This window comes from Nocardiopsis sinuspersici, from assembly GCF_001998325.1.
Classification (GTDB): domain Bacteria; phylum Actinomycetota; class Actinomycetes; order Streptosporangiales; family Streptosporangiaceae; genus Nocardiopsis; species Nocardiopsis sinuspersici.
Genome location: NZ_MCOK01000001.1, coordinates 5955052 through 5969239, shown reverse-complemented (window position 1 = coordinate 5969239; position 14188 = coordinate 5955052). Strand labels below are relative to the sequence as shown.

The window sequence follows — 14188 nt, the reverse complement described above, 5'->3', positions numbered from 1 at the left end:
AGTCCCTTCCGGGGGACCGGCCCGGGTACACAGACCGCGGCGCTCGGGCGCCGTACGGCCGACCCCGAGCGCGGACACCACGAACCGATGACCTTCGAACACCAGGGCCTGCTCTTCCGCCGCGAGCAGCAGTTCCACGAGGTGGCCCGGGAGCGGCTCCGGTCGGCCGTACGCGAAAACGCCCGTGCGGTGCTCGCGGTCACCGGAGAACGGGCCGAGGCGCTCACCAGCGCGCTGTCGCCGACCGAACGAGAGCGGGTGCACGTCCTCGACCGGGACGGGCTCTACGACGCTCCCGGGCGTACCCTGGCGGCCCTGCACCGCCTGGCACTCACCCACGACCCCGTGCCCGTGGTCGTCGTGGCCGAGCCCCCGCTGCCCTCGGCCTCGGGGACGGAGCTGCGCGAGTGGCACCGCCTGGAGTCGGTGCTGTGCACGGCGCTGGCCCCGCAGCGGATACGGCTGCTGTGCGCCCACGACGTCCGGACCCTGGCACCGCGGACCCGGTCCGCGGTGCTCGCCACCCACCCGGTGCTCACCGAGCCGTGGGGAACCCGGTCCAACCCCGCCTACCTGGGTACGGCGGCGTTCGGTGCCAGGCCGGTCGCCCCGGACCCGCTTCCGGTCACCGGGCCCGTCCACCGGTTGGAGATCGGGCTGTCCCTGCCGCGGCTGCGCGGCGAGCTGGTGGCGCTCGGCGCGGACGTGGGGTTTCCTCCCGAGCGGATCGACAGCCTGGTGGTGGCGGTGAACGAACTGGCCGCCAACGTGCTGGAGCACGGCGCGGGCAAGGGCACCGTGCAGGTCTGGCGCGGGCCCGGGCGCTGGGTGTGCGACGTGTTCGACGAACGCGGGGGGCTCTACGACCCGCTGGCCGGATACCGTCCGGCCGACGGCGTGCGCCCGCGCGGGTACGGACTGTGGATCACCCGGCAGACCTGCGACTTCCTGGAGATCAGCGGGACCGGCGAGGGGTCGCTGGTACGGCTGCACTTCGTGGACCGGGCCCGCGAGGCCGGTTTCGCGGAGGAGGCGGGGACACGGGCCCCGCTCAGGCCCTGAGGGAGTCCACCGCGGCGCCGGTGCTCTTCGTGATCGGGATGACCTGGTCGATCCCGGCGATCACCAGCAGACGGTTGACCTGCGGCTGGGGTTCGGCGACCACCAGGCCCACGCCCATGTCGCGGGCCTGCCGGTAGGCGGCGACGAGCACCCCGATGCAACGGGAGTCGCAGAAGCCGACCTTGGCGAGGTCGACCACCACGCCCTGGGGCGGGTCGGCGGCCAGAACACCGTCGAGTACGTCGGCCAGCGCGGGAGAGGTCACCGCGTCCATCTCCCCCACGGGGGCGACGACGACGACACCATCCTCGCGAAGGATCGAGATGTCTGACGTCACGGTCACTTCTCCTTGTCGTTCCGGGACGGGCCCGAACCCTCATCATGGCGCTTCCCGGTCACGCTCGGGACTCGCCGCCCGGTGCCGCCCGGTCGTTCACCGGCCGTCCGTACCGGCCCGGCGCGTCCGCGGCTGCGGTCCGGTGTTCTCCTCCACGAGGTCGCGGGCCACGTCGACCACCCTCTTGCGGTTGCGCTGGGCGACCTCGCGCAGCGCGGTGAAGGCGGTGTCCGCGTCACAGCCACGGGCGTGCATGATGATGCCCTTCGCCTGGTCGATCACCGTACGCGCCGACATGGCCCGGCGCATGTGGGCGGTCTCCCTGGCCGCGTCGGCCTGGCGCCCGGCGCTGCGGAGCGACACGGCGGCGTGCTCGGCGAGCAGGACCGTCAGGGGCGCGACGACGTCCTCGCCGAAGGCGTCCGCGCGGCCGGAGTGCACCCCGAAGGTGATCACCCGGTCGTCGTCCTCACCGGGCATCGGGCTGGGCAGGGTGACGGAGGACCGGTCCCCGCACTGGACCGCCATGCTGGTGTAGCGGGGCCACCGGTGGGATTCGCGCAGGATGTCGCCCACCCGCACCTGGCGCATCTCGCGGACGGCCTCCACAGTGGGGCCCTGGTCACTGGTGTACTGGTGCTCGAAGGCGGCGGACAGGTCGGCGTGGGAGGCGCCGTAGTCGGTGACGACGTGGCGGGCGGACCCGTCGGGCGCCCCGACCTCGCGCCAGACCACGACGAGCGCGGCCGAGCATCCGGGCACGTCCAGGGCCGCGGCCCTGCTCATCTGGTCGAGGGCGCGCTCCAGGGTGGTGCCGTCCTCCTGCCCCAGCGCGCCGATGTCGCGGGCCAGGCGTTCGAACCACATGATTCGGCCTCCTTCCGCGTCCGGACTCCACTAACCGTAACCTTGGGAGACCCCGGCGGCGGACATCCGCTAGCTTCGGGAGGAACGCCATCCACGACGGGAGACCTGCGCGTGTCGGAGAACCTCGCGGGGTTGCAGCGCGAGACCAACGCACTGAGAGAGCGCGTCGCCGCCCTGCGCAACACGCACACCATGTATCCCGACGACTCCAGGAGCACCGCGGAGGCCGCCCTGGCCGAACTGGAGTACGCCGAGCGCCTGCTGGGCGACGCCGGGGGCCAGCTGGCGCGGGCCCACGCCGGTCCGGAACCGCGCCGCCGGGGCGACGACGGCGACCGGACCCTGCTGCGTGCGATGTTCCAGGAGCTGAGCGTCCCCGTCGTGCTGCTGGACCACGAGGGCTACATCCGGCGGATCAACAACGCCGGGGCCGCCCGGCTGGGCAGCGCGCCGGGCTACCTCACCGGCAAGCCCTTCGCCCACTTCGTGGACCTGCGCAAGCGCGCGGCGATGCAGTCCTGGCTGGCGGCGGTGCTGCGCGGCGACGGGAGCGCCGCGCTGGAGTCGCGGCTGGCACAGCGCGGCTGGGCCGAGGACGTGCACCTGACCCTGACCCGCCTGGAGCTGCCCACCGAGCCCAACCCGCTGGTGCTCGTGGCGATGTCCCCGCCGATGAACGGCGCCGAGGAGGAGGGGCCCGCCCCGCTGGAGCCGGAGGTGGAGGACCAGGTGGTGGTGCTCGCCGCCCGCAGGCTGGACGTGCTGACCCGGATGACGCGGCTGCTGCTGCGCTCGGCCGGGCCGGGGGGTGCCGGGAAGCCGCTCGCGCTGGCCGACGCCGCCGACCTCCTGGCCGACTCCTACGCCGACTGGGTGGTCGTGGACGTGTGCGACCTGCCCACCGGCCCCGACGCGGCCCGGCGCGCCGTGGTCGCCGGCCCCGCCGACGCTCCCGCGGAGCACAGGGAGGCGGTGGCCGCGGCGGCGCCCGGTGCCTCCGACATCCCCGGCGAGGTGCTGGACCGCGGCCAGTCGCTGCTGTTCCCCCTGATCGAGGACGACGCCGTGCTGGGCCACACCGCGTCGGGGGCTCCGCTGCTCGCGATGCTCGGCGCTGGCTCGCTGCTGTCGGTCCCCCTGCTCGGCAGCCGGGGCGTGCGCGGCGCGCTCACCCTGATCCGCCGCAGCAACCGGGGGAGCTTCCGCCTGGCCGACCTGGGCCTGATCGAGGAGATCGGCGAGCACATCGGCCTGGCGCTGCCGCCCCGCCCGTCGGCCTGAGCAGTGTCTTCTTTGGGGCTCCGCTCCGCTTCGCCCCGTGTCCGTGCGCCCTACAGGCGGGAACCTTCGGCACCTCCCGTGCGATGGCTCGTTCCTCGCGACCACACGTCCGGCACCTCCAGAACCCCGCCGACGCACGAGCCACAGCCCCCCGAGCTGTTACTGGGGGCCGTGCAGGGTGTCCACCAGGGTGGTCAGCCGGGACACCGAGCCGTCCATGCGGCGCACGCCGTCCACCAGCGGCTGGTCCACGTCCTGGTAGTTGGTCACGATGTGCTCACGCAGCCGGGTCAGGTCGGCCTGCACCTGGCGGGCGCGCTGCGAAAGCTGCTCGGCCAGGGCCTTGCCGGGCTCCCCGGTCTCCTGCCCCAGGTCCCGCTGGAGGGTGCGGGCCTGCTCGCGCATCTGCGCCTTGAGCTGGTGCAGCTCCACGAACACCTCGACCTTGGAGCGCAGCACCCAGGGGTCGAACGGCTTGAGCAGGAAGTCCACCGCGCGCGAGGCGTAGCCGCGGAAGACCTCGTGCCGGTCGATCTCCTGGGCCGTCAGGAAGATGATCGGCACGTCCTTGGTCTTCTCGCGCTGCTTGATGTGGGCGGCGGTCTCGAAGCCGTCCATTCCCGGCATGACCACGTCGAGCAGGATGACCGCGAAGTCCGTGCCCAGAAGGTGCTTGAGCGCCTCCTCACCCGAGTTGGCCCTGACCAGGTTCTGGTCCAGGGAGGTGAGTGCGGCCTCCAGCGCTATCAGGTTCTCGTCGCGGTCGTCGACAAGAAGGATGTTGGCCTTCTGGGTCACTTCGGGTTACTCCAGGTCCTTGTTCGGGGTGCTGGTGCCAGTGTCCCCGTTCTGGTCGTTGTCATCCCCGGTGGGTTCGTCCGTCGCGCCATTGTGCCTGTCCGGCGTCGCCCCCGGCGCATTGGCCCGGCCGTTTCCGGTCTCGTCGGCCGCGGCACCGGCGATGGTCTCCTCCCTGTCGGCGGTGAGCCAGCGCCGCATGACGTCGAGCAGGTGGTCCAGGTCGACCGGTTTGGTCACGTAGTCCGTGGCCCCCGCCGCGAGGCTGCGCTCCCGGTCCCCCTGCATCGCCTTGGCGGTGAGGGAGATGATCGGCAGGTCGGCGAACTGCGGCATCTCCCGGATCCGCTGGGTGGTCTGGTTGCCGTCCAGCTCGGGCATCATCACGTCCATCAGGACGAGTGAGATGTCCTCGTTGGCCTCCAGCATGGAGATCCCGGTGTGCCCGTTGTCAGCGTAGAGGACCTCCAGGCCCTGCGCCTCCAGAGCGCTGGTGAGCGCGAAGACGTTGCGCACGTCGTCGTCGACGATGAGCACGCGCTGGCCGCTCAGGATCGCCTGGCGCTCGGGGTCGGTGCGCGGCTCGCCCTCGGCGGCCTCCTTGGGCTCCCCGTTCCCGGACGCGCCCGCGGAGGTCTCGGGCACCTTGAGCACCGGCACCGTGGGCAGCGGCTCGTTGGTGATGTCGGTGAGTGCGGCCACGGCGGCGTCGAAGTCCTCGTCCGGCATGGAGAAGTCGTCGCCGAGCGCGGAGCCGTCTGTGTCCGTGCCGCGTCCGGAGTCGATCATCGGCACCGAGTCCACACCGCCCAGGGAGGCGGCGTCCTCGGCCCGCTCCACGGCGTCCTCGGGCAGGCGCACCGGCAGCAGCAGCGTGAAGGTGGAACCCTGGTTGGCCACGCTCTGCACGCGGATCTCGCCGCCCAGCAGGCGGGCGAAGTTACGGCTGATGGACAGGCCGAGACCGGTCCCGCCGAAACGCCGGGAGGTGCCGCCGTCGCCCTGGTGGAAGGCCTCGAAGATGACCTGGAGCTTGTCCTCGGCGATCCCTATGCCGGTGTCGGCGACGGTGAAGGCGATGACCTCCTCGTTCTCCACGAACATCTCCAGGTCGGTGTCCTCCAGAGCCCACGCGGGCTCGATGATCAGCCGGACCTCGCCCTGCGGGGTGAACTTGACCGCGTTGGAGAGCAGGTTGCGCAGTATCTGCTGGAGCCGCTGCTCGTCGGTCCACAGCGTGCCGGGGATGTCCGGCGACACGTCCACCGCGAAGGCCAGCCCCTGCTCACCGGTGACCGGGCGGAAGGTGGCCTCGACGTAGTCGACCAACTGGGCGATGGAGACCTCGCTGGGCTGCACCTCGGCGCGCCCGGCCTCCACCTTGGACAGGTCGAGGATCTCGTCGATGAGCAGCAGCAGGTCGCTGCCCGCCTTGTGGATGGTCTGGGCGAACTCGACCTGCTTCGGGGACAGGTTCTGCTCGGCGTTGTCGGCGAGCAGGCGGGCCAGGATCAGCAGGCTGTTGAGCGGCGTGCGCAGCTCGTGCGACATGTTCGCCAGGAACTCCGACTTGTACTTGGAGGAGACCTGGAGCTGGTGGGCGCGCTCCTCCAGGGCGTTCCTGGAGCGCTGGATCTGCTGGTTCTGGAGCTCGATCGCCCTGTTCTGGTTGGCGAGCTGGGTCGCCTTCTGGCGGAGTTCGGCGTTCTTGCCGCGCAGCTCCTCCTGCTGGCGCTGGAGCTCGTTGGACCGCTCCCTGAGTTGGCTGGTGAGCTGCTGGGACTGTTCGAGCAGGTCCTCGGTGCGGTTGTTGGCCAGGATGGTGTTGATCGTGGTGCCGAGCAGGGCCACCAGCTGGCGCAGGAAGTTCTTGTGGATCTCGCGGAAGTCGTCGTAGGAGGCGAACTCGATGGCGCCCAGCGAGCGCTCCTCGGAGACGATCGGCAGGATGTACAGGTTGCGCGGCGAGGCCTCGCCCAGGCCCGACTCGACCTTGACGTAGCCCGCCGGGATGTTGCCGACCTGCTGCTCCACCTGCTGTGCCAGGGCCTCGCCGACCAGGCCGACGCCCTTGCGGACGCGGCGCCGCTCCTCCCCGGGGTCGAAGCCGAAGCCCGCGTAGAACAGGAAGTTCTCCTGGTCGTCCTGGTCCTCGGGCAGGTAGCAGGCGCCGTGCTGTGCGCCTATGAGCGGCGTCACCTCGGTCATGATGAGGCGGGCCAGCTCCTTGAGGTCGCGGTGGCCCTGGATGTGCCCGGAGATACGGGCCACGTTGGACTTGAGCCAGTCGGCGTCGCGCTGGGTGGCGGTGGTCTCGCGCAGGTTGGACACCATCAGGTTGATGTTGTCCTTGAGCTGTTCCATCTCACCGCGGGCGTCGACCTGGATGTTGCGGGTCAGGTCGCCCTTGGCGACGGCGTTGGCGACCTCGGCGATCGCCCGCACCTGTGTGGTGAGGTTGCCCGCCAGGCCGTTCACGCTGTCGGTGAGCTGCTTCCACGTGCCCGAGACGCCCTCGACCTTGGCCTGTCCGCCCAGCTGGCCCTGGCTGCCCACCTCGTGGGCCACACGGGTCACCTCCGTGGCGAACGCCGAGAGCTGGTCCACCATCGTGTTGACCGTCGTCTTGAGCTCCAGGATCTCGCCCTGGGCGTTGACGTCGATCTTCTTGGTGAGGTCGCCCGCGGCGACGGCGGTCGTGACCTCGGAGATGTTGCGCACCTGGGTGGTGAGGTTGTGCGACATCGAGTTGACGTTCTCGGTGAGGTCGTTCCAGATACCGGAGACGCCCTTGACGTCGGCGCGGCCGCCCAGCTTGCCCTCCGTACCGACCTCACGGGCCACACGCGTGACCTCGTCGGCGAAGGCGGACAACTGGTCCACCATGACGTTGATGGTGTCCTTCAGCTCCAGGATCTCGCCCTTGGCGTTGACCGTGACCTTCTTGGTCAGGTCGCCCGCGGCCACCGCGCGCGTGACCATGGAGATCTGGCGCACCTGGTAGGTCAGGTTGTTGGCCATGGAGTTGACGTTGTCGGTCAGGTCCTTCCAGACCCCGGACACGTCGCGCACGTGGGCCTGGCCGGCCAGCTTGCCCTCGGTGCCCACCTCGCGCGCCACACGGGTCACCTCCCCGGCGAAGGAGTCGAGCTGGTCCACCATCTTGTTGATGGTGTCCTTCAGGTCGAGCATCTCGCCCTGGGCGTCCACGGTGATCTTCTTGGTGAGGTCACCGGTGGCGACCGCCGTCGTCACCTGGGAGATGTTGCGGACCTGGTAGGTGAGGCTGTTGGCCATGGAGTTGACGTTGTCGGTCAGGTCCTTCCAGATGCCCGACACGCCCTTGACGTTGGCGCGACCGCCCAGCTTGCCCTCGGTGCCGACCTCACGGGCCACACGCGTGACCTCGTCGGCGAAGGAGTCGAGCTGGTCGACCATGGTGTTCACGGTGTTCTTGAGGGCGAGCATCTCGCCCTGCACGTCGACCTGGACCTTCTGGGTCAGGTCGCCACGGGCCACGGCGGTCGTCACCTGGGAGATGTCGCGCACCTGGTTGGTGAGGTTGTCCGCCATGGAGTTGACGTTCTCGGTGAGGTCCTTCCAGATGCCCCGCACGCCGCGCACGTTGGCGCGGCCGCCCAGCTTGCCCTCGGTACCCACCTCGCGGGCCACACGCGTGACCTCGTCGGCGAAGGTGGACAGCTGGTCCACCATCGTGTTGACGGTGTCCTTCAGGTCGAGCATCTCGCCCTGCACGTCGACCGTGATCTTGCGGCTCAGGTCGCCCCGGGCCACGGCCGTGGTCACCTCGGAGATGTCGCGCATCTGGTCGGTGAGGCGGGAGGACATCTGGTTGACCGACTCGGTGACCTCGCGCCAGGCGCCGGAGACGCCCACGACCTGAGCGGTGCCGCCGAGCTTGCCCTCGGTGCCCACCTCGCGGGCCACCCGGGTGACCTCCTCGGTGAAGCCGCTCATCTGGTCGGCCATCCGGTTGACGGTGGTGGCCAGGCGCAGCAGGTCGCCCTTGAGCTCTCCGCGGCGGCCGTCGGTGGAGGCACGGCGGCTGAGCTGTCCCTCGGCGACCGAGTCCAGGACCCGGGCGACGTCGGTCACGGGTTCGGCGACCTCGTCGAGCAGGACGTTGAGCGCCTGAGCGCTCTCGCCCCAGGCGCCACGGGAGGGGTTGACGTTGACGCGCTCGTTGAGCCTTCCCTCGTTGCGTACGACGTCACCGACGCGCTGGAGCTCGTCGCTGAGCTGCTCGCTGTGGTCGACCACCTCGTTGAAGACGGAGGCGATCTCCCTCATGGTGCCGCCGCCGCGCTTGCGGAGGCGGACACTGAAGTCGCCGTCGCGCATGCGGTACAGGGCACGCAGAATCTCGTCGAGCTGGTCGTCGGCCGCCAGTTCCTTGACCGCCTCGGGCATCGAACCCCCTCCTCAGCCTGATCTGCCACCTCGACATTCCCCTCCGGCCACCCGTCCGGGCCGGGTCGGCCGCCGCTGGGGGCGGCGGGCGGACCCGTGGACGGCGCGCACAGGACAGGGGGCACGCGGCAGCACCGCGTACCCTGGTGACACCCCGTCACGCTACCCGTGCGAGGTACCACCCGAAAGAAGCGGATGTGTCGGTGACTTACACTAACCGGCCGAGCCGACCTGCACAGGTGGGTTCCCGAGGTTGTCTCCCCGCGGCGGCCCCGATCCGGGCGCTCCGGACCGTGCGCTCCGACCGCCGTTCCCCCGCCGTCCCTCCGTCGCCGCTCCCGGCCGCCCGGATTTGCGGATGAGGCTTCGGGCGGCACCGCTCGCCACGGCACGCGTATCGTGGCACTGACCACCACCCCCACGTACGCACCCAGTGACGAAGGACACCGACGGCTTGCCAGCACAAGACGCGTTGAAGGTCGCTCGACGAGAGTTCCCTCCCGCCCCGGAGACCGCGGCGGCGGCCCGCGAGTTCGTTCACGACACCCTCCTGTCGTGGGGTGTGCCCGACCCCTCCGACGATGTGATCCTGCTGGTCAGCGAACTGGTGACCAACGCCGTCATCCACGCGAGGTCGCCCCTGGACGTGACCGTGCGCCGGGGCGAGGGGTCGACGGAGGTGATGGTGACCGACTCCGTGCCCGAGCGGGCCGTACCGCAGGCGGGGCCGCTGTCGGTGGAGGCCTCGGCGTCCCGGGACAACGGACGCGGCGGCGGTCTGGGGCTGGCCCTGGCGTCGGCGATCGCGTCCAGTTGGGGCGTGAGCTACGGGCGCAACGACAAGGCCGTGTGGTTCCGGATCGAGGACACCACCGAGGAGCACCCGTCACTGGAGTCACCTCCGGTGCGTAAGAGCCCCGCCCGCCCCACGCGTCCCGCGCCGTGGTCGGCGCTGGACTCCGCCCTGGGCTCGCGGCTGAGGCTGCCGCAACTGCTGGAGCGCACCGTGGAGTACGCGACCACGGTGCTGGGCGGGGACGCGGCCTACATCACCCTGGCCACGTCCGACGAGACCATGTGGGAGGTGCGCTCCGCGGTCGGGCTGACCCCGGGCGGTGCCCCGTGGCGGTCGCTGCGGGTGCGCACCGAGGAGATCTTCCCGTCCGCGGCGCCGGAGCCGAACGCGGTGATCAACGACGACCTGATGATCGCCCGCACCGGTCGAGGGCGACTGCTGCGTGCGGGGATGCGCTCGCTGGTGACGGCGCCGCTGATCGTGGACGGACGGGTCACCGGCCTGCTGGGGGTGGCCTCCAAGCGGGCCCGGCACTTCGGGCCGGCGGCGGCCAGGCGGCTCCAGGAGGGCGCGGACCTGATCGCGCTGCCGGTGGAGCGCGCACGCCTGGCGGAGGTGGAGCTGAGCAGGCGCGCGTCGCTGAGCTTCCTGGCCGAGGCCAGCGACCTGTTGGCGGGCACCCTGGACGAGCGGATGACCGGTGCCCTGGCGGCGCAGCTGATCACCTCCCGGCTGGGGCGGTGGTGCGCCATCGAGACCATCAACGAGATGGGCGCGTCCCAGCTGATGCACGTGGTGCACAGCGACGAGAACTACAACGACATCCTGCGGGCGCTGCTGACGGGGCTGCCGCCGCACGAGCAGCGGGAGCCGCAGCCGCTGTGGTCCCCGGCCGAGCTGGCCAAGGAGGGCCTGGACGAACAGCTGATCCGGGAGCTGGCGAGCGGTCCGGCGATCAGCATCCCGCTGGTGGCCCACGGGCGCGCGCTGGGCCGGATGACGGTCGGCAAGAACGAGTCCGACGACTTCACCCGCGACGAGGTCGACGTCGCCGACGACCTGAGCCGCCGGGTGGCCTCGGCGATGGAGAACGCGCGGCTGCACGAGAAGCAGTCCGCGATGAGCGACGCCCTACAGCGCAGCCTCCTTCCCGCGAAGGAGAAGGAGCCGGTGATCCCGAACGTGGACCACGCGGTGTTCTACCGTCCGGCGGACGAGCGGAACGTGGTCGGCGGGGACTTCTACGACGTGTTCGCGGCGAGCGGGCGGTGGTGCTTCGCGATCGGCGACGTGTGCGGGACGGGCCCGGAGGCGGCGGCCGTGACCGGTCTGGCACGGCACACGCTGCGGGCGCTGGCCAAGGAGGGGTTCACTCCCTCGCACATCATGCAGCGGCTGAACATGGCGATCCTGGACGAGAACACCTCCACCCGGTTCCTGACGATGCTGTACGGGGAGATGACCCCGGCCACGGACGGCGGTGGCGGGATGCGGCTGCGGATGGTCTCCGCCGGTCACCCGCTGCCGATGCGGCTGAACCAGAAGGGCGAGGTGAAGTCGTTCGGGGCGTCACAGCCGCTGCTGGGCGCGTTCGAGGACGTGGGGTTCACGACCGAGAACGTGGACATCCGCCCGGGCGAGGTGATGCTGGCGGTGACCGACGGCGTGACCGAGCGGCGCAACAACAGCGACATGCTCGGCGACGAGGGACTGACGGAGATCTTCTCGGGCTGCGCCGGGCTGACCGCCCAGGCGGTGATCAGCCGTATCGACCGGGAGCTGGAGGAGTACGCTCCGGGCGGGCGCAGCGACGACACCGCGATGCTGGTGCTGCGCTTCCTCTAGGCGGTGCTCGCCTCCGGGGCTCCGCTCCGCCTCGTCCCGTGTCCGGGTGCCTGTGAGGCGGGAACCCCCGGCGCCCGGACCCTCCCTGCTCGGGACCTCCGCGGTCGGCTCAGAGCCAGCCCATGTCCTGGGCCGTGCGGATGGCGGACATGCGGTTGTCGGATCCGGTCTTGCCGATGGCGTTGGAGAGGTAGTTGCGCACGGTGCCCTCGGTCAGGTGGAGGGTGGCCGCGATCCGGGCCACGGTGGCGCCGTCGGAGGCGGCGCGCAGCACCTCGGTCTCACGGTCGGTGAGAGGGCTCTCGCCGCCGGCCATGGCCGCGGCGGCGAGGTCGGTGTCGATGTAGCGGCCTCCCTCGTGGACGCGGCGGACGGCACCGGCGAGCTGGTCGACGGGGGCGTCCTTGGCCAGGAAGCCGCGAGCGCCGGCGGAGAGGGCGCGCCGCAGGTAGCCGGGACGGCCGAAGCTGGTGAGAATGACCACGCCGCAGTCGGGAGCGCTCCTCCTGAGCCGGGCCGCGACCTCCAGGCCGGTGGCGCCGGGCATCTCGATGTCCAGGACCGCGACGGCGGCACCGTGCCGCAGGACGGCGTCGACCACCTCGTCGCCACGCCCGACCTCGGCGACGATCTCCAGGTCCTCCTCCAAGCCGAGGAGGGCGGCTATGGCACCTCGGACCAGGTGTTCGTCATCAGCCAGGACGATCTTGATCAAGGTCGGCTCTTCTCCGGTGTCTCGCTCGGGATTCAGCACGGTATCGTTTCGGACATTGCAGTGCATACAGTGCTTACGGCAGCCCGCGCCGACGGAACGGACCGATGGCGCCCGGGCTCGGCCAATACTGCGCAAAGAGAACTCGAAACCCTGGTATATCGGGCTCTCACCCTGTTCTAACCCATGCGCCACATGATGGATCCCGTCACTGAACATCATCCCGCCAGTCGGAGGATGCGTTGAACGCCAACGAACCGAGTGCAGGTACCGAGCCCGGGACGGCGGCCGGGAGCCAGCATCCCGCCGGGCCCGCCGACCAGCCGGTGGCCTCCAACCCGCATGAGGAGTACACCTCCACCGGCGGTGGGGCCCCGGCCCCCGGCGGGGAACCCGAGGACGCGGGAGCCGAGCAGCCCGTGGGCGAGCCCGAGTCCCCGCGGTCCGAGGAACAGCAGGACTTCCAGCGGTCCGGGGAGCAGCGGGGCCTTCGCCCGGAGGAGACCGCCTCGGGAGCCGGCCCCGGCTTCTCGCCTCCCGAGCACCCGCCACGGTGGGCCACCGGCCCCAACGACCCCGAGCGGGCCTCCTACACCTTCCCGCCGCACGGGCCCGGCGGCCAGTACGGTCAGCACGGCCAGTACGGTCAGGCCGGCCAGACCGGCCAGTTCGCGGCGCAGCACGGCGGCCACACGCCTCCGGGGCAGAGCGGCCCCCACGGACCGGGCGCTCCCGGCGAGCACTACCAGGGGCAGCCCCCCTACGGCGGCGGCGCGTTCGGGACGGGCGGCCACGGCGGGTACGGCGGCCAGCCGCCGTTCGGCGGTCCGCCGCACGGCGAGGCGGACAGGCCCAAGAAGAAGCGCGGCCCCCTCGGCATCATCGCCATCGCCGCGATCACCGCCCTGATCACGAGCCTGATCGTGGGACCGGCGACGGCCCTGGGCACCGCCTACCTGTTCCCCGGCGGCCTGGGCGGGCCGACCAGCTCGCTCAGCGAGGAGCCCGAGGGCACACAGACCGAGGGTGCCGTCGGCGAGGTCGCCGACGCCGTCCTGCCGAGCGTGGTGTCCATCCAGACGCCCAGCGGCGGCGGCAGCGGTGTGGTCATCTCCTCCGACGGCCAGATCCTGACCAACGCGCACGTGGCGGAGGCCGCCCAGGACGGTCCGATGGAGGTGCGGTTCAACGACGGGACCTCCGCGACCGCCGAGATCGTGGGTTCGGACCCCGTCTCCGACATCGCGGTGATCAAGGCGAAGGGCCGCAACGACCTCCAGCAGGCCGAGCTCGGCGACTCCGAGAAGGTCGGGGTGGGCGCCAAGGTGGTCGCGATCGGCTCCCCGCTGGGCCTGTCGGGCACGGTGACCACGGGTATCGTCAGCGCGCTGAACCGGCCGGTGAACACCGGAACGATCGAGAGCGCCAACGGGCAGACCTCCACGGTGATCAGCGCGATCCAGACGGACGCGGCGATCAACCCCGGCAACTCGGGCGGCCCGCTGGTGAACATGAGCGGCGAGGTGATCGGCATCAACACCGCGATCGCGAGCATCTCGCAGGAGAGCGGCTCGGTGGGCCTGGGCTTCGCCATCCCGATCAACCAGGTGCGCCCGATCGCGGAGCAGCTCATCGAGGACGGCACCGCGAGCTACCCGGCCATCGAGGCGACCATCACCAACTCGCGTGTGGGCGGCGCCGAGATCGTGGACGTGACCAGCGGCGGCGCCGCCGACGAGGCCGGCGTCAAGGCCGGTGACGTGGTGGTGTCCGTGGACGGCGAGAAGGTGTCCACGCCGGACGAGCTGATCGCGCAGATCCGGACCCGCCAGCCCGGCGAGGAGATCACGCTCGGGGTCCTGCCCGGCGGCAGCGGTTCCGAGGAGGAGGTCACCGTGACGCTCGGGCAGCAGAGCACCGAGGCGGCCCAGAACGAGACCGGGAACTAGGGCGTGTGTGGTGGGTGCCGCCCGTCATTTGGAGAGCGCTGCGCGCGAAGCGCGACCATTGAGGGCGGTGGGAGGGAGACGGGCGGGCGTATCCGGTGGTGGCCTCGCAA

At 71.1% G+C, this 14188-nt stretch carries 9 protein-coding genes; 4 read left to right on the top strand and 5 right to left on the bottom strand.

All coding sequences use genetic code 11. The features are described from left to right. The first annotated feature begins 87 nt into the window (after window positions 1-87). On the top strand, window positions 88-1062 hold the full coding sequence (locus NOSIN_RS25955) for an anti-sigma factor RsbA family regulatory protein (RefSeq protein WP_077693238.1): 975 nt from the start codon (window positions 88-90) through the stop codon (window positions 1060-1062). Here the strand turns inward: NOSIN_RS25955 and NOSIN_RS25950 are convergent. Together NOSIN_RS25950 and NOSIN_RS25945 are read right to left on the bottom strand one after the other, a co-directional pair. Beyond that, a complete protein-coding gene (locus NOSIN_RS25950) occupies window positions 1052-1399 on the bottom strand; it encodes an STAS domain-containing protein (protein ID WP_077693780.1) in 348 nt (115 codons plus the stop codon). The genes NOSIN_RS25955 and NOSIN_RS25950 overlap by 11 nt on opposite strands. Before the next feature lie 96 nt (window positions 1400-1495). Continuing rightward, window positions 1496-2266, bottom strand: a complete 771-nt coding sequence (locus tag NOSIN_RS25945; RefSeq protein ID WP_077693237.1) for an ANTAR domain-containing response regulator — start codon at window positions 2264-2266, stop codon at window positions 1496-1498. Between the two features lie 111 nt (window positions 2267-2377). Between NOSIN_RS25945 and NOSIN_RS25940 the strand changes: the two genes are divergently transcribed. After that, the gene (locus NOSIN_RS25940; protein ID WP_077693236.1) at window positions 2378-3547 is read left to right on the top strand and encodes a GAF domain-containing protein; all 1170 of its coding nucleotides are present in this window, start codon (window positions 2378-2380) and stop codon (window positions 3545-3547) included. 159 nt (window positions 3548-3706) lie between these two features. Here NOSIN_RS25940 and NOSIN_RS25935 read toward each other — a convergent pair whose 3' ends face one another. Beyond that, window positions 3707-4345, bottom strand: a complete 639-nt coding sequence (locus NOSIN_RS25935) for a response regulator (RefSeq protein WP_077693235.1) — start codon at window positions 4343-4345, stop codon at window positions 3707-3709. A 6-nt stretch (window positions 4346-4351) separates the two neighbouring features. Beyond that, the gene (locus NOSIN_RS25930; RefSeq protein WP_077693234.1) at window positions 4352-8776 is read right to left on the bottom strand and encodes a HAMP domain-containing protein; all 4425 of its coding nucleotides are present in this window, start codon (window positions 8774-8776) and stop codon (window positions 4352-4354) included. Between the two features lie 472 nt (window positions 8777-9248). Between NOSIN_RS25930 and NOSIN_RS25925 the strand changes: the two genes are divergently transcribed. Then, a complete protein-coding gene (locus NOSIN_RS25925; RefSeq protein WP_077693233.1) occupies window positions 9249-11417 on the top strand; it encodes a SpoIIE family protein phosphatase in 2169 nt (722 codons plus the stop codon). 109 nt (window positions 11418-11526) lie between these two features. Here the strand turns inward: NOSIN_RS25925 and NOSIN_RS25920 are convergent, their stop codons facing one another. Continuing rightward, a complete protein-coding gene (locus tag NOSIN_RS25920; protein ID WP_077693232.1) occupies window positions 11527-12132 on the bottom strand; it encodes a response regulator transcription factor in 606 nt (201 codons plus the stop codon). A 239-nt stretch (window positions 12133-12371) separates the two neighbouring features. Here NOSIN_RS25920 and NOSIN_RS25915 point away from each other — a divergent pair, with 239 nt between their 5' ends. Further along, window positions 12372-14078: a S1C family serine protease gene (locus tag NOSIN_RS25915; RefSeq protein ID WP_077693231.1), complete on the top strand. Its 1707-nt coding sequence runs from the start codon at window positions 12372-12374 to the stop codon at window positions 14076-14078. Window positions 14079-14188 lie beyond the last annotated feature (110 nt).